Annotated in this window: 17 protein-coding genes; 8 read left to right on the top strand and 9 right to left on the bottom strand. The window is 65.2% G+C overall.

Features of this window, described 5'->3' with window-relative positions:
* Positions 1 to 171 precede the first annotated feature (171 nt).
* The gene (locus tag NO357_RS15205) at positions 172 to 636 is read right to left on the bottom strand and encodes a DNA polymerase III subunit chi (RefSeq protein WP_306736558.1); all 465 of its coding nucleotides are present in this window, start codon (positions 634 to 636) and stop codon (positions 172 to 174) included.
* 19 nt (positions 637 to 655) lie between these two features.
* Entirely contained in the window at positions 656 to 2,125 is a 1,470-nt protein-coding gene (locus NO357_RS15210; RefSeq protein ID WP_306736560.1) for a leucyl aminopeptidase, read from the bottom strand.
* Positions 2,126 to 2,283: 158 nt separating this feature from the next.
* On the opposite strand from NO357_RS15210, the gene lptF reads away from it, so the two are divergent.
* The 6 genes from lptF (at position 2,284) to rsmA (ending at position 9,956) form a co-directional block, all read left to right on the top strand.
* Complete coding sequence (gene lptF / locus NO357_RS15215; RefSeq protein WP_306736561.1) at positions 2,284 to 3,432, top strand: LPS export ABC transporter permease LptF; 1,149 nt, start codon at positions 2,284 to 2,286, stop codon at positions 3,430 to 3,432.
* The gene (lptG, locus tag NO357_RS15220) at positions 3,429 to 4,526 is read left to right on the top strand and encodes an LPS export ABC transporter permease LptG (RefSeq protein WP_306736562.1); all 1,098 of its coding nucleotides are present in this window, start codon (positions 3,429 to 3,431) and stop codon (positions 4,524 to 4,526) included. The genes lptF and lptG overlap by 4 nt, the downstream gene beginning before the upstream one ends.
* On the top strand, positions 4,523 to 6,718 hold the full coding sequence (locus NO357_RS15225; protein ID WP_306736563.1) for an LPS-assembly protein LptD: 2,196 nt from the start codon (positions 4,523 to 4,525) through the stop codon (positions 6,716 to 6,718). Before lptG ends, NO357_RS15225 begins: the two co-directional genes overlap by 4 nt.
* An 80-nt stretch (positions 6,719 to 6,798) precedes the next feature.
* A complete protein-coding gene (locus NO357_RS15230; RefSeq protein ID WP_306736564.1) occupies positions 6,799 to 8,028 on the top strand; it encodes a peptidylprolyl isomerase in 1,230 nt (409 codons plus the stop codon).
* A complete protein-coding gene (gene pdxA, locus NO357_RS15235; protein WP_306736565.1) occupies positions 8,025 to 9,005 on the top strand; it encodes a 4-hydroxythreonine-4-phosphate dehydrogenase PdxA in 981 nt (326 codons plus the stop codon). The genes NO357_RS15230 and pdxA overlap by 4 nt, the downstream gene beginning before the upstream one ends.
* A 114-nt stretch (positions 9,006 to 9,119) precedes the next feature.
* Entirely contained in the window at positions 9,120 to 9,956 is an 837-nt protein-coding gene (gene rsmA, locus NO357_RS15240; RefSeq protein WP_306736566.1) for a 16S rRNA (adenine(1518)-N(6)/adenine(1519)-N(6))-dimethyltransferase RsmA, read from the top strand.
* A 55-nt stretch (positions 9,957 to 10,011) separates the two neighbouring features.
* Here rsmA and NO357_RS15245 read toward each other — a convergent pair whose 3' ends face one another.
* The 3 genes from NO357_RS15245 to prfA all read right to left on the bottom strand — a co-directional run bounded on the left by NO357_RS15245 (position 10,012) and on the right by prfA (position 12,658).
* Positions 10,012 to 10,536 (bottom strand): DUF4167 domain-containing protein, encoded by a 525-nt coding sequence (locus NO357_RS15245; protein WP_306736567.1) that lies wholly within the window; start codon positions 10,534 to 10,536, stop codon positions 10,012 to 10,014.
* A gap of 236 nt (positions 10,537 to 10,772) precedes the next feature.
* A complete protein-coding gene (gene prmC, locus NO357_RS15250) occupies positions 10,773 to 11,612 on the bottom strand; it encodes a peptide chain release factor N(5)-glutamine methyltransferase (protein WP_306736568.1) in 840 nt (279 codons plus the stop codon).
* Positions 11,609 to 12,658, bottom strand: a complete 1,050-nt coding sequence (prfA, locus tag NO357_RS15255; RefSeq protein WP_306736894.1) for a peptide chain release factor 1 — start codon at positions 12,656 to 12,658, stop codon at positions 11,609 to 11,611. Before prfA ends, prmC begins: the two co-directional genes overlap by 4 nt.
* A gap of 94 nt (positions 12,659 to 12,752) precedes the next feature.
* On the opposite strand from prfA, the gene NO357_RS15260 reads away from it, so the two are divergent.
* On the top strand, positions 12,753 to 13,064 hold the full coding sequence (locus tag NO357_RS15260; protein ID WP_306736569.1) for a hypothetical protein: 312 nt from the start codon (positions 12,753 to 12,755) through the stop codon (positions 13,062 to 13,064).
* Here the strand turns inward: NO357_RS15260 and NO357_RS15265 are convergent.
* The 3 genes from NO357_RS15265 to NO357_RS15275 all read right to left on the bottom strand — a co-directional run bounded on the left by NO357_RS15265 (position 12,981) and on the right by NO357_RS15275 (position 15,791).
* Positions 12,981 to 13,391, bottom strand: coding sequence for a DUF1499 domain-containing protein (locus NO357_RS15265; RefSeq protein WP_306736570.1), 411 nt, complete (start codon positions 13,389 to 13,391; stop codon positions 12,981 to 12,983). The genes NO357_RS15260 and NO357_RS15265 overlap by 84 nt on opposite strands.
* A 51-nt stretch (positions 13,392 to 13,442) precedes the next feature.
* A complete protein-coding gene (speB, locus tag NO357_RS15270; protein ID WP_306736571.1) occupies positions 13,443 to 14,408 on the bottom strand; it encodes an agmatinase in 966 nt (321 codons plus the stop codon).
* Positions 14,409 to 14,525: 117 nt separating this feature from the next.
* Positions 14,526 to 15,791: a hypothetical protein gene (locus tag NO357_RS15275; RefSeq protein ID WP_306736572.1), complete on the bottom strand. Its 1,266-nt coding sequence runs from the start codon at positions 15,789 to 15,791 to the stop codon at positions 14,526 to 14,528.
* 261 nt (positions 15,792 to 16,052) lie between these two features.
* Between NO357_RS15275 and NO357_RS15280 the strand changes: the two genes are divergently transcribed.
* Complete coding sequence (locus NO357_RS15280; protein WP_306736573.1) at positions 16,053 to 16,757, top strand: SDR family NAD(P)-dependent oxidoreductase; 705 nt, start codon at positions 16,053 to 16,055, stop codon at positions 16,755 to 16,757.
* A gap of 78 nt (positions 16,758 to 16,835) precedes the next feature.
* Here the strand turns inward: NO357_RS15280 and NO357_RS15285 are convergent, their stop codons facing one another.
* Complete coding sequence (locus NO357_RS15285; protein ID WP_306736574.1) at positions 16,836 to 17,996, bottom strand: M20 aminoacylase family protein; 1,161 nt, start codon at positions 17,994 to 17,996, stop codon at positions 16,836 to 16,838.
* Positions 17,997 to 18,067 lie beyond the last annotated feature (71 nt).

Raw genomic sequence — 18,067 nt, forward strand, 5'->3', positions numbered from 1 at the left:
CGCCTGCGGCGCACAGGCTTGGTTTGTTGGGGGCTCTGCCCCCAAACCCCCGAGGTATTTCCAAACAGAAGAAGCCAACAGGCCATATGCTTCTTCTGTTGAAAAACACCTCGGGGAGCGCGAGGGGCTGGCCCCTCTCCCCCGCCGCCGCAACCGGCGTGTCGCTGGAGGTCAGGCGCCGCTCTGCGCCTTCATCTCCCAGCGGCCGGTTTCCTCGGACCAGTATTGCGCGGCGCAGCCCGCGTCGGTCAGCGTCTTCCACTGGCTGCGGGCCCGGGCCACCGCCGCCGCGTCGTTGCCGTCGAACAGGATGCAGGTGCGGTCAAGCGCCTGTACGTCTTCCGGCGCCACCTCGGCCCCGTCCACCGCCATCAGGCAGGCGGCGCGATTGGGATTGTCGGTCGCGGTGGTCAACAGCACCGGCTGCCGGGCATCATGCGGCCCGCCGGCCAGACCGTGGGGCAGGAAGCGTTCGTCCGGGCCCAGCCAGAGCTTCTGGTCGAGCCAGTCCAGCCGCGCCGCATCGCTGCCGCGGACGATGACTGTCCAGCCCCGCCCGCGCGCGCGTTCGAGCAGATCCGGCAGCGCCGCCTCGAGCGGGCGGCGCGTCAGGTGGTAGAACAGAACGTCGCCCATCACATCGCCCTATCGCGGATTACCCCTCGTAGTGATCCACGACCAGCCGGTTCAGCGCCAGCACACCCCAGCCGGTGGCGCCCTTGGGCGCATACTTGGTGGCCGATTTGACCGAGGCCACCCCGGCGATGTCGAGATGGATCCACGGCGTCTCGTCCTTGACGAACCGTTGCAGGAATTGCGCCGCGGTGATCGATCCGGCCGGCCGGCCGCCGACATTCTTCATGTCGGCGATGCGCGACTTCAGCAGCTCGTCATAGGCCTGTCCCAAAGGCATCCGCCAGGCGCCCTCTCCCTCGGCCTCGGCCGCCTTGAGGAAGCTGCGGCAAAAAGCATCGTCATTCGAGAACACCCCGGCATTCTCATGCCCCAGCCCGATGATGATGGCGCCGGTCAGCGTCGCCAGATCGACCATGCCCACCGGCTTGAACCGATCCTGCGCGTACCACATCACGTCGCACAGCACCAAACGACCTTCGGCATCGGTGTTGATCACCTCGATGGTGTCGCCTTTCATCGAGGTGACCACGTCGCCCGGACGCGTTGCCCGGCCCGACGGCATGTTCTCGACCAGACCGACCAGGCCGACGACGTTGGCCTTGGCCTTGCGCAGCGCCAGCGCCTTCATCACCCCCGCGACGACGCCGGCACCGCCCATGTCCATGGTCATGTCTTCCATGCCGGCGGCCGGCTTTAGGGAGATGCCGCCGGTGTCGAACACCACGCCCTTGCCGATCAGCGCCAGCGGCGCGGCATCTTTCTTGCCGCCAAGCCATTGCATGACAACGACTTTCGACGGGCTGTCGCTACCCTGGCCGACCGAGAGCAGGCTGCCCATGCCGAGCTTTTCCAGCTGTTTTTCTTCCAGCACCTCGACTTTGAGGCCCAGCGCCTCCAATTCCACGAGCCGGTCGGCAAAGGTCGTGGTGGTCAGGTGGTTGGCCGGCGCGTTGACCAGGTCGCGGGTGAAATGCACCCCCTGCGCCACCGCCAGCGGCGCGGCACAGGCGGCTTCGACCTCGTCCGGTTTCGACGCCATCACCGACACCGCCCCGTTCGGCGCGGGCTCGGCGCTCTTGTGAGCGTCGAACCGGTAGGCCCTGAGTGCCAGCCCGGTCACGATCTCGTCAGTGCGCGGCGTGCTGCCGGCCAGAAGCAGCAGGTCGGCCTTGCCGATCCGCGATGCCAGCGTCGCGCCGGCTTTGCGCGCGGTTTCGACCGTGACCGGTCGCGGCAGTTTGACCACGTCGACCGCTTCCGCCACCATGCCCGCGGGCCAGGCCAGGCTCACCGCGTCGCCAGGCTTCAGCTTGCCCCAGCTCTCGGCCTCGATCAGGCGGGCCAGCGCGCCGCGGGTCAGCTTGTTCACCCGCCGTGCCGCCGGGGTCATCTTGCCGTCATCGCCCAGGATCACCGCGACGCGGCCCGGAGCCCCGGCGATGGCGTCGAGATCGGTTTCGGAAAAGCTGATCGAAAGGGGGGCGCTCATGGCAAAAATGCTCCTTGGATGTCCTGCGGCGTGGACCCTAGCGCGCGGCCGCCGATAAGGCCAGATAGCAGTTTACCCTCCCTGCCCCTTTGCAGTAGATTGCGCACAATATCTAGTCGCCTGGCTTCATTGCCAGCTACGTACCGGGGGAGTCCAATTTGGCCAGATTCGACCGCTACATGCTGTCGCAGCTCCTGGTGCTGTTTGGGTTCTTCGCCCTGGTGCTGGTGTCGGTCTATTGGATCAACAGCGCGGTGCAACTGTTCGACACGCTGATCGGCGAAGGCCAGTCGGCCTGGATCTTCGCCGAGTTCACCGCGCTGACGCTGCCCAACGTGATCCGGCTGGTACTGCCGGTCGCGGGCTTCGCCGCGTCAGTCTATGTCACCAACCGGCTGAGCTCAGAAAGCGAGTTGACGGTGATGCAGGCCACCGGGTTTTCGCCGTGGCGGCTGGCGCGGCCGGTTTTGGTGTTCGGGCTGATCGTCGCCGCGATGATGTCAGCGCTGACGCACTTCCTGGTGCCCGCCTCGCTGGGTCAACTGGTCGAGCGCCAAGCCGAGATTGCCCGCAACGTGACCTCCAAGCTGCTCACCGAAGGTACGTTCCTGCATCCCTCCAACGGGGTCACCTTCTACATCCGCGAGATTTCGCCGGACAGCACCCTGAACGATGTGTTCCTCTCGGACCGGCGCCGGCCAGGAGAAAGCACCAGCTACACCGCCGAGACCGCGTTCGTGGTGCGGGATGGCGAGGCCGCGAAACTGGTGATGGTGGACGGGTTGTCACAGACCTACAACCGTCGCACCGGGCGATTGTTCATCACCCATTTCGCCGATTTCACCTATGACATCAGCGCCCTGATCGACACCGGAAAGGTAAATGTCTTCAACGAATCCTACTTGCCGACGCCGATGTTGCTGGCCGATCCCGCAGGCGTGGCCGAACGCGCCGGCAACACCGTGGGCACCGTGACCGAAGAGCTGCACGGCCGGTTCGCCCAGGCACTGGTCGGGATCGCCTATGCACTGGTGGGTTTCGCGGCGCTGCTGGTCGGCGAGTTCAGCCGATTCGGCGTCTGGCGACAGATCGTCGGGGCGATCCTGATTCTGACGCTGATCAAGCTGCTGGAAGGGGTGGTCGCCGATCCGGTGCGGGCCAACGCCGAGTCCTGGCCGCTCATGTACCTGCCGGCCCTGATCGCGTTCGCGGTCGCGGCCGGACTGCTGGCCTGGGCCGGGCGGAGCCACAGGGTGCCCGGGCACAAGGCGGCGCCCCCCCTGACCGCGGCAGGAGTCGGCCGATGAAGCTGCATTTCTATTTCGCGCGCAAGTTTCTGTGGATCTTCCTGGGCCTGATGACCGTGTTCCTGCTGTTGCAGGTTCTGATCGACCTGATCGAACAGCTGCGCAAGCTTGGCGAGTCCGAGGCAAGCTTCTCCGACATTCTCGGTCTCACCCTGCTCAACACGCCCGAGGGCATCAATAAGCTGCTACCGCTGGTCATGATCCTTGCCACCGTGGCGCTTTTCATCGGTCTGGCGCGCTCCTCGGAGCTAGTCGTGACCCGCGCCGTGGGCCGCTCGGGGCTGAAGACGCTGATCGCGCCGATCGTGGTGGCGCTGATCGTCGGCGGTCTGGCCGTGACCACGTTCAACCCGATCGTCGCGGCCACCTCGAAACGTTATCATGAGCTCTATCAGATGTACCGATCGGGCACGGCCGACGTACTGTCGATCTCGTCCGAGGGTTTGTGGCTGCGCCAAGGCGGCCCCGAGGGGCAGACCGTGATCCGTGCTGGCGCCGCCAATGCCCAAGCGACGGTACTCTATGACGTGACCTTCATCGCCTATGCCCGCGATGGCGGACCGTTGAAACGGATCGAGGCCCGCGAGGCCGAAATCGGCGACGGTCATTGGGTTCTGCATGGCGCCAAGGTCTGGCCGCTCACCGGTGGGCTCAACCCCGAGGCCAACGCCACCCGGCACGACCGGCTGGAACTGCCCTCGACCCTGACCTACGAGCGCATCCGCGACAGTTTCGGCAACCCCAACGCCATTTCGGTCTGGGATCTGCCGGCGTATATCGCGCAACTGGAACAGGCCGGGTTCTCGGCCCGGCGCCACACCGTTTGGCTCCAGATGGAGCTGGCGCGGCCGCTGTTCCTGATGGCGATGGTATTGATCGGGGCCGCCTTTACCATGCGCCATGTGCGGCTTGGCGGCACCGGCGTGGCGGTGCTGGTGTCTTTGCTGCTCGGCTTCGGCCTGCACTATGTCCGCAACTTCGCCCAGATCCTCGGCGAAAACGGCCAGATCCCGGTGTTGCTCGCCGCCTGGGCACCGCCTTTGGCGGCTTTGCTGCTCGGCAGCGGACTGCTGCTGCACACGGAGGATGGATGACACCCGACGTCGCCTTCCTCAGCACCGCCCTGCGCCGCGTTCTGGCGACGGTCCTGCTCTGGATCGCCTTGCCCATGTCAGCACCGGCGCAAACGCCGCCGGCGCCCGATCCTGCCCCCGCCGCGGTGCTGGTCGCCGACCAGGTCTTTCTCGACGGCAAGACCCGTCTGGTCGCCCAGGGCAATGTCGAAGCACTGCATGGCGACGTGCGCATCAAGGCCCGCAGCATCAGCTATGACCGCACCGAGGACCGGCTGGTGATCGAAGGACCGATCACCATCACCAAGGGCGAAGACGTGGTGGTGCTGGCGAACCAGGCCGAGATGGACCGTGGCTTCGAAAATGCCCTGCTGACCGGTGCCCGGATGGTGTTGAGCCAGCAACTGCAGCTGGCCGCGCTTCAGCTCAATCGCGTGAATGGCCGGTTCAATCAGATGTACAAAGCTGCCGTCACCGCCTGCCGGGTCTGCGAAAACGGCCGACCGCCCTTGTGGCAGATCCGCGCCCGCAAGGTGATCCACGATCAGGACGAACGGCAGCTCTATTTCGAGAATGCTCAGTTGCGCGTTATGGATGTGCCGATCTTCTACCTGCCTCGACTGCGCCTGCCCGACCCCACGCTGGATCGCGCCACCGGGTTCCTGATCCCGGAGTTGCGGGGCACCTCGCAGCTCGGCACCGGCATCAAGATACCCTATTTCATCCGCATCGGCGATCACCGCGACCTGACGCTGACCCCCTACCTGTCGCCCAACACCCGCACGCTGGAATTCCGTTATCGCCAGGCCTTCCGCCGCGGCCGGATTCAGTTCAGCGGCGCGTTCACCGACGACACCCTTACCACCCGGGACTACCGCGGCTATCTCTTCGGCGAGGGGTTGTTCGACCTCGAGCGCGACTTCCAGCTCAGCTTCGGTATCGAACTGGTGTCGGACAAGTCCTATCTGCTCGACTATGGCTATTCCGACAAGGAGCGGCTCGAGAATGACATCTCCGTGACCCGGGTGCGGCGCGACGAGTTCTTCCGCGGTGCCGTCCGGCATTTCCACACGCTGCGAGTGGGCGAAGATGCCTCGACCATGCCGTCGATCATCGGCGATCTCAGTTATGAACGGCGTTACTTTCCGCGTGCACTGGGCGGTGAAGTGCGGCTCAGCACCGATCTGCATTCGCATTTGCGCTATTCCAGGGTCGCCGTCGACGGGCCGGATGCCGACACCGTGGTCGACGGCCGCGACGTGACCCGGTTGAACGCCCAGGCGACGTGGCTGGGCAACTGGACCATTGGCCCCGGGCTGCGTGCCGGCATCCAGGCCGGGGTGGCCTTCGACCAGTTCTATACCGGCGACGATCTCGCGCTGCCGCACCAGGCGACACAGGTGACACCAATGGCCGCCGTGACCCTGCGCTGGCCGTGGCATCGGCAGACGGCGACGGGAGCCACCCATGTGATCGAACCGATGTTGATGCTGGCTTGGACGGGCGGCAATCACCCGGCGGTGGCCAATGACGAAAGCACCCGGGTCGAATTCGATGAGGGCAACCTGCTGTCGCTGTCGCGATTCCCCGCCGCCGACCGGCGCGAACGCGGGCTGCTGGCGGCCTACGGTCTCAACTGGACGCGCTTTGGCGCCAAGGGCCTGCACACCGGCCTGACCCTGGGCCAGATCGTGCGCGAACGCCCCGACAACAACTTTTCGCTTACCTCGGGGCTGCGTGGCACCACCTCGGATCTGCTGGTGGCGGGCTATGTCAAATCCGCGGACGGGCTGTCACTGGTCGGCCGGGCGCTGTTCGACGCCAACCTCGAGCTCGCCAAGGGCGAGGCGCGCGGCAGCTGGCAGACGCCGCGTTTGGCGCTGGGCGCCTCCTATGTCTGGCTCGGGCCCGATCCGTTCGAGGACCGCCCCAACACGGTGTCGGAATGGTCGCTCGACGGGCTCTACCGGATGTCGCGGCACTGGAGCGGCAGCGCCAATGTCCGCTACGACGTGGTTTCGAGCACCACCGCCGAGGCCGGGCTCGGCCTGCAATACCGCAACGAATGCGTCGAGGTCGAGCTTTCGGTCTCGCGTCGCTTCACCTCTTCCGTTATCCTGACGCCATCAACGGATTTCGGCTTTACCATCGGGCTCAAGGGGTTTAGCGCCAAGACAAGCGACAGGAGCTACACCCGCAGGTGCAAAAACTGATCCCCGGCAACGCGAGCGCGGGCGAACGCAACAGGCATGAACCACTTGAAACCGGAACAGAACAAGGCAGGACAGGCAGGATGACCCGGATCGCCAGATATTTCTTCTTCACCTTCGCAGCCGCGATGCTGGGCCTTGTGACCCTGGCCGTCGACCGGGTCGCGGCGCAAAACCTTTTCGCGCCGGCGATCAAGGTCAATGACAAGGTCATCACCAGTTACGAACTGCAGCAGCGCGCGCGCATGTTGCAGCTGTTTCGCCAGCCCGGCGACCCGATGGAAGAAGCCCGCAAGCAACTGGTCGAGGAGCGGCTCAAGGTCGATGCCGCCGAAGCGCTGGGCCTGACTCTGGCACAGGAAGACATCGAGGCCGGCATGGAAGAATTCGCCGGCCGCGCCAACATGAACACCGAACAGTTCCTCAAGGCGCTGGCCGGTGCCGGCGTGGCGGCCCAGACCTATCGCGACTTCATCATCGCCGGCGTCACCTGGCGGCAACTGGTGCGCGCCAAGTTCGGCCCGCGCGTCCAGGTCGGCGAGGCCGAAATCGACCGGGCGCTGGCCTCCAATGCCGGTGCCGGCGTGCGGGTGCTGCTGTCCGAGATTTACATCGCCGCCCCCCCGGGCCGCGAAGCCCAGGCCGAAGCGCTGGCCCGCGAAATCTCGCAGATCACCTCGCTGACCGAGTTTGCCAGGGCGGCGCGCAAACACTCCTCCGCCGGATCACGCGGGCGCGGTGGCAAGGTCAACTGGCTGCCGATCACGCAGCTGCCAGCGGCGATCCGCGGCCAGATCCTCGGGCTTGCCCCGGGCCAGGTGACCCAGCCAATCCCGATCCCCGGTGCCATCGCCCTGTTCCAGATGCGCGCCATCGAAGAGGGCGATGCGCCCGAACGTGAATACGCCGCGATCGAATATGCGGCCTACTATATCGACGGAGGCCGCAGCGAGCCGGCCCTGGCCCGCGCCAGCAAGATTCGTGACACGATCGACACCTGCGACGACCTTTACGGCATCGCCAAGGGTCAGCCGGAACAGGTGCTGGAACGCGGCTCGAAAAAACCTGAAGAGATCCCGCGCGACATCGCGCTGGAACTGGCCAAGCTCGACAAGCACGAGGTCTCGACCAACCTGACGCGGGCCAACGGGCAGACGCTGGTGTTTTTGATGCTCTGTGAACGCGTGCCGCAATTGTCGGACGAGATCGACCGTGACCAGATCGAGCTCGGCCTGCAGAACCGGCGGCTGGAAAGCTTTGCCAAGGGGTATCTCGAACAGCTGCGCTCCGAGGCGCGTATCATCGAGAAATGAACCGCGCCCAGCCGGCCCCCATCGCGCTGACCTGTGGTGAGCCCGCAGGGATCGGGCCGGAGTTGGCCGTCAAGGTCTGGGCGGCGCTGAAGGACGAGCTGAACTTCTTCCTGATCGGTGATCCGGCGCATCTTCCCGCGGGCGCCCCGGTGAGCTTGGTCGCCAGCCCGGACGAGGTACCCGGGGTGATAGCTGACGGCCTGCCCGTGCTCGCCCACCGCTTCCCTGCGCCGGCCACGCCAGGCCAGGCCGATCCGGCCAATGCCCAGGGCGTGATCGACGTTATCGCCCGCGCCGTGGACCTCGCCACGACCGGTATGGCCGGCGCGGTCTGCACGCTGCCGATCCACAAGAAGGCCTTGAAAGACGGCGCCGGGTTCGGCTTTCCCGGCCATACCGAATACCTCGCCCATCTCGCCGGGGTCGAGCGCGTGGTGATGATGCTCGCCTCGGAGCGGCTGCGGGTGGTGCCCGCCACCATCCATATCGCGCTGCGCGACGTGCCCGACGCGCTGACCCCCGCCCTGTTGCGTCAGACCATCGAGATCACCCGCGCCGGGCTCGTCGCCCAGTTCGGCATTGCCGACCCGCGGCTCGCCGTGGCAGGTCTCAACCCGCATGCCGGCGAAGGCGGCGCCATGGGTGACGAGGAACTGACCTGGATGATCCCGCTGCTCGACGAAATGCGCCGGGAGGGCGTCGACCTGCTCGGCCCGTTGCCTGCCGACACCATGTTCCACGCCGCCGCCCGGGCGCGCTATGATGCGGCGATCTGCGCCTATCACGACCAGGCTCTGATTCCGATCAAGACGCTGGATTTCGACCGCGGCGTCAACGTCACGCTGGGCCTGCCCTTCATCCGCACCTCGCCTGACCACGGCACCGCCTTCGATATCGCGGGAACCGGCCAGGCCAATCCGTCATCTACCATCGAAGCCTTGAAGATGGCTTGGCGCATGGCCGGGGCGACACCATGAGCGCGGCAAGGGGGTGCACGCCCCCTTGCGCCCGGTCGCGCGACAGGACGTCACGCGATTGCGCAATCGCGTCCGACGCCGTTGCGCGATGGCGCCCCGGCACCGAGGGCTGCCATGGCGATTGACCCTCTGCCCCCCCTCCGCGAGGTGATCGCGACCCACGGCCTGTCAGCCCGCAAATCGCTGGGCCAGAACTTCCTGCTTGATCTCAACCTCACCGCCAAGATCGCGCGCACCGCTGGCGACCTGCGCGACTGTGATGTGCTCGAAATCGGCCCCGGTCCCGGAGGTCTGACCCGCGGGCTGCTGGCCGAAGGCGCCCGCCACGTCCTTGCCATCGAGAAGGACGCACGCTGCATACCGGCGCTGGAAGAGATCGGCGCGGCCTATCCCGGACGGCTGACGATCCTCGAGGGCGATGCTCTCGACATCGACCCGCTGGCGTATCTGACACCGCCGATCCGTATCGCCGCCAACCTGCCCTACAATGTCGGAACCGAGTTGCTGGTGCGCTGGCTCACACCGCCGGACTGGCCGCCGTTCTGGCAATCGCTCACGCTGATGTTCCAGCGCGAGGTGGCCGAGCGGATCGTCGCCCAACCCGGGTCCAAAACCTATGGCCGGCTGGCGATCCTGGCGCAATGGCGCTGCGATGCGCAGATCGCGCTTTCCCTGCCGCCGCAGGCCTTCACCCCGCCGCCCAAGGTGTCTTCGGCGGTGGTCCATCTGAGCGCCCTGCCCGAACCACGCTTCCCGGCCGATCCGAAGGTGCTGGAACGGGTCGTGGCGATGGCCTTCAACCAGCGCCGCAAGATGCTGCGTGCGGCGCTCAAGGGGCTGGGGCCGGATATCGAGGACAAGCTGCGCGCCGCCGGGATCGACCCCACCGCGCGGGCGGAAACGGTTTCGCTCGAAGCGTTCTGTGCATTGTCCCGTATCCTGGAACGCTGAGGGCCGCCTGCGGTCCCGCAGGCGGCCCTCGGTCAGCCGTCGGAGGCCTGAGTGCTTACTCTGCCGCCTCGGTGCCCTCGTCTTCAGATTTCTTGGGCTTGCGCCGCGACCGCGGCTTGGGCTTCTTGGCCTCGCCGGCGCTTTCCGGTGTCTCCACCAGCCCACTGTCGCCGCCCTCCGAGGGATCGATCACCTCGGGCTGCGGCGCCGCGGCAGGGTCGTTGACCATCTTGCCGCCGTTCGACTCGCGCTCCTGGCGGGCGGCGCGCTCGCGGTCGCGCTCGGCCTGGCGTTCGCGGTTCTGCTGTTCCTGCTGCTCGCGCCGGGCCTCCTGTTCGCGCTGCGCCTCGCTCAGCATGCGCAGGTAGTGTTCGGCATGCTGCTGGAAATTCTCGGTCGCGACGCGGTCGCCAGCCAGTTGCGCATCACGCGCCAGCTGGTTGTATTTGTCGATGATCTGCTGCGGCGTGCCGCGCACCTTGCCCTCGGGGCCGGAACTGTCGAACACGCGGTTGACGATATTGCCGGTCGGGCGGTTGCGGCTCTGTTTCGACCGCGAGCGGGATTTCGATGATCTCATGTCGTCCTTGGTTCAGGTTGGTTGAACGGGCCTTCGCTTCACCGGCCTTGTTTCGATCTGGCGCTTGTCGCGCGTGCTGTGCCGGTTTGCTGACTGTTTGGCTTGATATCAAGCGGGACCGGCAGGAACGCCATCGACCGGCTTGATGCACCTGAGTAAGCATGGACCGGCGGGATTAACAAGAGCTAACTGCGCCCGATTGCGTAATTTTCGCGCTGTTGCGTGGCTTTTGGGCCCTAGTCACGCGGCATTTCGCCCACAACGACCCGGTCCCTGCCATCGAGATCGGGCAGGACGGTCACGTTTTCAAGACCCGCAGCGCGAAACATTTCTGCCACGTCCACGCCCTGCGTCGGCCCGATTTCCACCATCAGCCGTCCGCCTGGAACCAGATGCGTCGGCGCGCCACCAGCAATGGTGCGATAGGCCGACAACCCGTCGCCCTCGTCCGTCAGCGCCTGGCGCGGCTCGAATGCCAGTTCGGGGGCAAGCGTTTCCATCTCGCTCTGAGCGATATAGGGGGGATTGGACACGATCAGGTCGAACTTTCCTCCGACCGCGGCAAACCAGTCACTTTCCAGGAACACCACCCGGTCTGCCACCTGCAGCGCCCGGGCATTGCGGTCCGCGACCTTGAGCGCGGCCGCGGACAGATCCGTACCGACCCCGGTCGCCTGTGGCCGTTCGGCCAGCAGCGTGACAATGATTGCGCCCGACCCGGTGCCAAGGTCGAGAACTTCGGAATATGGCTGTTTCAGCGCCGCCTCGATCAGCGTTTCGGTCTCGGGCCGGGGATCGAGCACGTCCGCCGTGACCTCGAACCAGCGGCCATAGAACATCCGCCCGCCAAGAATATGCGACATCGGCCGGCGGTCCTTGCGCCGCGCGGCCAGGATGAATGCCCGTTCCAGATCGGCGTCCGGCAACGGGTCTTCGGCGATGACGATCAGCCGCCCGGGATCAACCTTCAGCACATGCGCCAGCAAGCGCCGCGCATCGGTCAGCGGCGTATCGAGCCCGGCCTTGCGGAAATAGCGGCTGAGCGCGGTCAGACCCTGCTGAACCGTCCCGCTCACCCCTCCATCTCCGCCAGCAGGCTGGCCTGATGGTCGGCGGTCAGCGCGTCGATGATCTCGTCGAGGTCGCCACCCATCACGGCGTCAAGCTTGTAGAGCGTCAACCCGATGCGGTGGTCCGTCAGGCGACCCTGCGGGAAATTGTAGGTGCGAATACGCTCGCTGCGATCACCAGACCCGACCTGGGCCTTGCGGTCGGCGGCGCGGGCTTCGGCAGCGCGCTGGCGCTCCATGTCATAGAGCCGGGTTTTCAGCACCTGCATCGCGATCGCCCGGTTCTGGTGCTGCGACTTCTCGGACGAGGTCACCACGATGCCGGTCGGCAGGTGGGTGATCCGCACCGCCGAATCGGTGGTATTGACGTGCTGACCGCCGGCGCCCGAGCTGCGCATGGTATCGATGCGCAGATCATTCGGGTCGACGTCGATATCGACATCCTCGGCCTCGGGCAGCACCGCCACCGTCGCCGCGCTGGTGTGGATCCGTCCGCCCGACTCGGTCTCCGGCACGCGTTGCACCCGGTGAACCCCGCTTTCGAACTTGAGCCGGGCAAAGACATTCTCTCCCGAAACCCGTGCCACCACCTCCTTGATGCCGCCCAGTTCGGTCAACTGCTGTTCGAGGATCTCGAACCGCCAGCCCCGCACCTCGGCATAGCGTTGGTACATCCGCAGCAGATCGCCGGCGAACAACGCCGCCTCGTCGCCGCCCGTGCCGGGCCGGATCTCGATCAGCGCGGGACGGGCATCCGCCTCGTCCTTCGGCAGCAACGCCAGTTGCAGCGCCGCTTCGGCTTGCGGCAGTTGCGCCCTGAGCGTCGGCAGTTCCTCCTCGGCCAGCGCCTGCATTTCCGGATCGCTGAGCATCGCCTCGGCCTCGTCAAGATCGCTCAGCAGCTGGCGATAGACGTCGATCTGTTCCACCACCGGCTTCAGATCGGCATATTCCTTGGCCAGTTTCGCGATATCCCCGCCCCCTTCGGCCATCTGCGCCTCGAGGTAGTGAAACCGTCCGGTGATCTGGTCGAGCTTGTCCAATGGAACCATGCGCCGTCTGTCCATGATTGGCCGCACCGGGTCAAGCCCACCTGCGCGGATTGGCGGAATTCCGGACGCCGAACTAACATGTTATTATGTAGGTATGAAATGGCTTCTGATCCTTCCCTTCGCATTGGCGGCCAGCCCGGGGCTGGCCGACTACAACCTCAACGGCAAGACCATCGACTGCTATTGCACCGATTCCTCTGGCGGGCGGGTCGAGTTGGGGGAAACCATCTGCCTGCAGGTCGACGGCAAAATGTTCATGGCGCAATGCCAGATGAGCCTGAACGTGCCGATGTGGCGCAAGATTCGCGATGGCTGTCTCAGTTCACAGGTCTTCACCCCGCAAAATGGCCAGCCAGGCCTCCAGTCGCTCCCGGTTGACGCCCGCGTCACCGCGGCCAAATCTTGACCGGGCCCACAACACGATCTTGCCGTCCGCCGCGTGGACGGTGGTGTAGTCCGGGAAGCCCCAAAGCGCCGACCGGCTGACATAGGTGATCATCCCCACCCCGACCGAACCGGCCAGGGTCCGTGTCCGCGGCCAGTCCTGCGCAATCGCGTCGAGCCGCGCCAGACGTGTCGGCGCATCGTCGATCACCCGCACCGCAGCGTTGGCAAAGTTCCGGTCCCGGTCGAATTTGGGGCTGACATGCCAGCGCGCCGGATCGCTCGGTGCCAGCCGCACATAAGCCCCGGTCAGCAGCACGGCCACCAAGACCACTGCAAAAATCCACATGAAGCTCACCCTGAAACCCATTGATTTTTCTGCGCCACCTCGCCTCTCCAGTTATCCCTTGCGCCGCGTCCACCCCCACAGGCAGATGATCTCCATCGCCACATGCGCCCCCGCCACCGCCGTGGTTCCACTCGGATCGAAGGGCGGCGACACCTCGACCACGTCGCCGCCGACCAGGTTGATCCCGGCCAGGTCGCGCAGCAGGATCGCCGCCTGCCCGCTGGTGAGCCCGCCCCACACCGGCGTGCCGGTCCCCGGCGCAAAGGCCGGGTCGAGCCCGTCGATATCGAAGCTCAGGTAGACCGGCCGGTCCCCGACGATCTCGCGGGCCTTTGCGGCGGCGGCTTGCGGGCCTGTCTCATGCACCTCGCGCGCGTCGATGATGTTCACACCCAGCGTGTCGTCGTTCACCGTGCGGATGCCGATCTGCACCGATGTCTTCGGGTCCACGATGCCGGTTTTCACCGCCTTGTAGAACATCGTGCCGTGGTCGACCCGATCCATGTTGTCATCCGCCCAGGTGTCGGTATGAGCGTCCACCTGGATCAGCGAGATTGGCCCGAACTTCTCGGCATAAGCCTTTAAGATCGGGAAGGAAATGTAATGATCCCCCCCCAGCGTCACGCTCCCCGCGCCGGCGTCGAGAATGCTGCGGATATGGGCTGTCACCGTGTCGGGAAAGGCCGGGATGTTGGCGTAGTCGAACGCCATGTCGCCATAATCGACGATGTCGAACTCCTCGAGCGGTGAATAGCCCCAGCCATAGGGCGGATCGGGGGCCAGCAGCGCGCTCATCTCGCGTATCTGTCGCGGGCCAAGCCGCGTGCCGGGGCGGTTGGTCACCGCCTGGTCGAAGGGGATGCCGGTGACGGCGATATCGACGCCGGTCAGATCCTTGGTATAGCGCCGCCGCAGGAACGAGGTCGCGCCGCCAAAGGTGTTCTCAAAGGACTGGCCCCGGTCGCTTTCGCGGGTGAACGCTTCGTCCACGTAGCGTTTCGAATCTTCCAGCGCCATGGCTCCGCCTCCATAATTTGATCAAATTTTGGCATTCGGAGTCCAAACGTCAAGCGCAAAGCAAGCTGGCTGCAAATTTGCGCAGCGGCGTTTGCAAACCAAGTGCAATGTGCCCCGTCAGAACCCGCCGATTTCCAGGCTGAACAGTGGTCCTTGCTGTGCGCCGCCTTGTTCCGGGTCGCCCCAACAATCGAAGTTCCCGTCATTTTCGAGAATGAAGCGGATCAACAGCCCTTGCGCCCCTGCGGCCGGGTCCGGAAGCCCGCGGTGCTCGTGCATCCAGCAAAGCGGTTCGCACGCCCGGTTGTAGGTGGCAATCCTTGCATCGGCCCGCAACCGCAACTCATTGGCCTCGGGATGCGGCGGCAAAAGCACTTCTGGTTCGGCGCCGGATGGGCTGAGAATGCGAAGCCCGCCATCCTCGGGGTGAAATTCCAGCTTATATCCTTGCGCCGTCTCCCAGTACTGGCCTTTGACGAAGCGGCGATCCTGACCATAGGTGTGAATCTGCCAGTCCTGCCGATCGGTGCCGGGGTTGCGAATGTCGCCACCGAACAGCGGGTGCTGGGCCAAATACTCCCATTGCACCACCGCGCCGTCGCCCTGAAACGGATCGCCCAGACGCACGAATACGTCCTGTCGCTTAGCTTTTTCGATTTCCAGATGAAAGACCATGTCCAGTTCACTGCGCGCCGCCGCGATCCCCGCCTCGTTGCGGAATGTCAGCGGCGGGTCGATTTTGTAAGATTGAACGACCTTGCCGTTTCGCAAAACCCGGGCCTCCCCGATATCGCCATCTTTCGAGAACTCCTTCTCGACAGCCGCGCACAGATATCCCAGCGTCTGGTTGAGAAACTGACCGTTTTCCTTTGCGGTATCGCGGATCTCGTTCAGATGGCCACTCAGTTCGGGCTGTATCGATGCCGGATCGTCAGACGGCGGTCCCAGCGTTTCGACCTTGGCCATTTCCTGGGCGATGGCATAAACCATCGAATTGGCAAGAATATAGATCGCAGCGCCCAGCATGCGCCGATCTGTCGGTGCCTGCACGGTTTCCAGCACGAGTCTCAGGCTGGAAATGTTCTTGCTTAGTTCAGCGAGCAGCAATTCACGCGAATCGCCGCGTTTCAGCATTGGCAAATAGGTATACTGCATCGAACGTTTCACTTCGTTGAGCGCATCGTCCGCCCTTTGGATTTCCGCCTTGGTGAATTCGGAATGCACGATGCCGCGGATGTGCTCATAAACTTCGTCGAAATAAGTGGGAACTTCGTCGGCAGGAAAGATCGCATCGAACAGCCGGCCGCCGATTGCTCCGACGAACCCGCCGGAAATTCCCTTAGCCAGGCTCTTTCCCAAAATGACAATGTCAAATTCACTCATGCGACTTTCTCCTATTGCCTTCTTCAACGGACCCAAGCTGACAGAAACCGGCGGCCGCGCCAAAGGGTTTACGCGCCGGCCGCCCGGTCTTGGCGATGGACCTCCGCACAGGGAATGCGCCGGGTTCCCGACCGTGCAGGGCGCTCGTAGTCGCCGCGTCACGGCTTGGGCGAACCAGGCGCGTCTTGTAGATGTTTGTCACAGCCATCGGGCGGTTTCGTGCTATTTTTCCTAACGTCACTAACAAAATCCGAGGTGCCCATGTCAGAAAACACCGTCTGCGCCATTCTCGGTGCCGGCCCCGGTAACGGCGCCGCCTGCGCAAGGCGCTTTGCCGCCGCAGGCTATACCACCGCACTCTGCGCCCGCGACGTGGCGCGTCTCGATGCGCTGGCCGCCGACATCGACGGCGCCCGCCCCTTCTCCTGCGACATCACCGATCCCGCCTCGCTCGCATCGGCGCTCGGCGCCATCCGAACCGAACTGGGCCCGATCACAACGCTCATCTTCAACGCTGGCGCCTCGCACTGGGGCGGGATCGACGATCTCGACGATACCGCCCTCGAACAGGATTTCACCCTCCACGCCCTCGGCCTGTTCCGCGCCGTCCAGGCCGTGTTGCCCGACATGCGGGCGGCCGGCCACGGCACCATCATCGTGATCGGCGCGGGGGCGGCCCTACGGGGCCGGCCGGCCTCGATCTCGGTCGCAGCCGCCAAGGCGGCGCAGCGCTCGATCGCCCAGTCGCTGGCCCGCCAGCTCGGCCCCGAGAACATCCATGTCAGTTATCTCGTGCTCGACGGCATCGTCGATCTCGACCGTGCGAAACACCGCTTCCCCGACAAGCCCGACGCGTTTTTTCTCACCGCCGCCGGCGTCGCCGATGCCGCCTTCCTGCTCAGCCAGCAGGACCGTCAGGCCTGGAGTTTCGAGCTCGACCTGCGCCCGTTCGGTGAAACCTGGTGACCGCGTCGCCGCAAGCGTCGCCCCCTGCCTTTCAAGGGCGCGGGGTTGGCGGGTGGGAGCCCCCTTGAAAGGCAGGGGTCAGAGCGGTGCCGCCTTCTCGACGATCCGGGCCAGATATGATGCCCCAACCGGCGCGATGGCGTCGTTGAAATTGTACTTCGGGTGATGCACCGTCGGCCCCTCGCCGTTGCCGACGAAGGCATAGGCCCCGGGCCGCGCTTCCAGCATATAGGCGAAATCCTCGGCCGCCATAATCGGCGTGGCGTTGTCTTCCACCCGGTCTGCTCCCACCACGTCGCGGGCCACGCCCGCGGCAAAGACGGTCTGCTCGGGATGATTCACGGTAGCCGGGTAGCCGCGGTCATAGTCGAGCACCGCTTCGACGCCGAACGCAGCGGCCTGTCCGGCCACGATCTCGCCCATGCGGCGTTCGACCATGTCGCGCGCTTCCGGGGCAAAGCTCCGCACCGTGCCGCAAACCCGCGCGGTATCGGGAATGATGTTGGTGGCCGTACCGGTGCTGATCTGGGTGACCGAGATCACCAGCCGGTTGGCGCTGTTGTTGTTGCGGCTTACGATGGTCTGGATCGCTTGGCATATCGAAACCGCTGCCACCACCGGATCGACCGTGTCGTGCGGCTCGGCGCCGTGGCCGCCGCGGCCCTGAATATCAATATAGAAGGCATCGACTGCCGCCAGCAGCGGCCCCGGTGTCATCGCGATCAAGCCTTCCGGCAGGCCGGGGCCATTGTGGATGCCGTACACCTCGTCGATGCCGTATTTCTCCATCACGCCTTCCTGCACCATGGCCTGCCCACCGCCGCCGCCTTCCTCGTCGGGCTGGAAGAGCAGCACCGCGCGGCCGCGGAAATTGCGCGTCTCGGCAAGGTATTTCGCGGCCCCCAAGAGCATCGCGGTATGCCCGTCATGGCCACAGGCATGCATCTTGCCCGGCACTTTCGACGCGTAGTCGAGCCCGGTTTCCTCTTCGATCGGCAACGCGTCCATGTCGGCGCGCAGCCCGATGGTCGGGCCCTCGCCCTGCCCTTCGATCACCGCCACGACACCCGACTCGGCCCAGCCGGTGGAGATGTCGGTGATCCCGAACTCCTTGAGCCGCTCGACCACGAAGGCCGCGGTCTGGTGGCAGTCGCGCCCCAGCTCGGGGTTTTCGTGGATATGCCGCCGCCATGCGGTCATCTCGTCGGCCAGCCCGGCGATTCTGTTGATCACGGCCATGTCTCGCGCCCTTTCGTCCAAGTCCTGCGCCCACTCAAGCCCAATCGCGGCCGCCCGGCAAGCCTTACGCG

Source organism: Marimonas arenosa, assembly GCF_030848945.1.
GTDB classification, from domain to species: Bacteria; Pseudomonadota; Alphaproteobacteria; order Rhodobacterales; family Rhodobacteraceae; genus Marimonas; species Marimonas arenosa.

Excerpts from the sequence above, each read along its gene's own strand:
- NO357_RS15205 (WP_306736558.1), bottom strand. The coding sequence starts at position 636 with ATGGGCGACGTTCTGTTCTACCACCTGACGCGCCGCCCGCTCGAGGCG.
- NO357_RS15210 (WP_306736560.1), bottom strand. The coding sequence starts at position 2,125 with ATGAGCGCCCCCCTTTCGATCAGCTTTTCCGAAACCGATCTCGACGCC.
- lptG (WP_306736562.1), top strand. The coding sequence starts at position 3,429 with ATGAAGCTGCATTTCTATTTCGCGCGCAAGTTTCTGTGGATCTTCCTG.
- NO357_RS15225 (WP_306736563.1), top strand. The coding sequence starts at position 4,523 with ATGACACCCGACGTCGCCTTCCTCAGCACCGCCCTGCGCCGCGTTCTG.
- NO357_RS15230 (WP_306736564.1), top strand. The coding sequence starts at position 6,799 with ATGACCCGGATCGCCAGATATTTCTTCTTCACCTTCGCAGCCGCGATG.
- pdxA (WP_306736565.1), top strand. The coding sequence starts at position 8,025 with ATGAACCGCGCCCAGCCGGCCCCCATCGCGCTGACCTGTGGTGAGCCC.
- rsmA (WP_306736566.1), top strand. The coding sequence starts at position 9,120 with ATGGCGATTGACCCTCTGCCCCCCCTCCGCGAGGTGATCGCGACCCAC.
- NO357_RS15245 (WP_306736567.1), bottom strand. The coding sequence starts at position 10,536 with ATGAGATCATCGAAATCCCGCTCGCGGTCGAAACAGAGCCGCAACCGC.
- prfA (WP_306736894.1), bottom strand. The coding sequence starts at position 12,658 with ATGGTTCCATTGGACAAGCTCGACCAGATCACCGGACGGTTTCACTAC.
- NO357_RS15260 (WP_306736569.1), top strand. The coding sequence starts at position 12,753 with ATGAAATGGCTTCTGATCCTTCCCTTCGCATTGGCGGCCAGCCCGGGG.
- NO357_RS15265 (WP_306736570.1), bottom strand. The coding sequence starts at position 13,391 with ATGTGGATTTTTGCAGTGGTCTTGGTGGCCGTGCTGCTGACCGGGGCT.
- speB (WP_306736571.1), bottom strand. The coding sequence starts at position 14,408 with ATGGCGCTGGAAGATTCGAAACGCTACGTGGACGAAGCGTTCACCCGC.
- NO357_RS15275 (WP_306736572.1), bottom strand. The coding sequence starts at position 15,791 with ATGAGTGAATTTGACATTGTCATTTTGGGAAAGAGCCTGGCTAAGGGA.
- NO357_RS15280 (WP_306736573.1), top strand. The coding sequence starts at position 16,053 with ATGTCAGAAAACACCGTCTGCGCCATTCTCGGTGCCGGCCCCGGTAAC.
- NO357_RS15285 (WP_306736574.1), bottom strand. The coding sequence starts at position 17,996 with ATGGCCGTGATCAACAGAATCGCCGGGCTGGCCGACGAGATGACCGCA.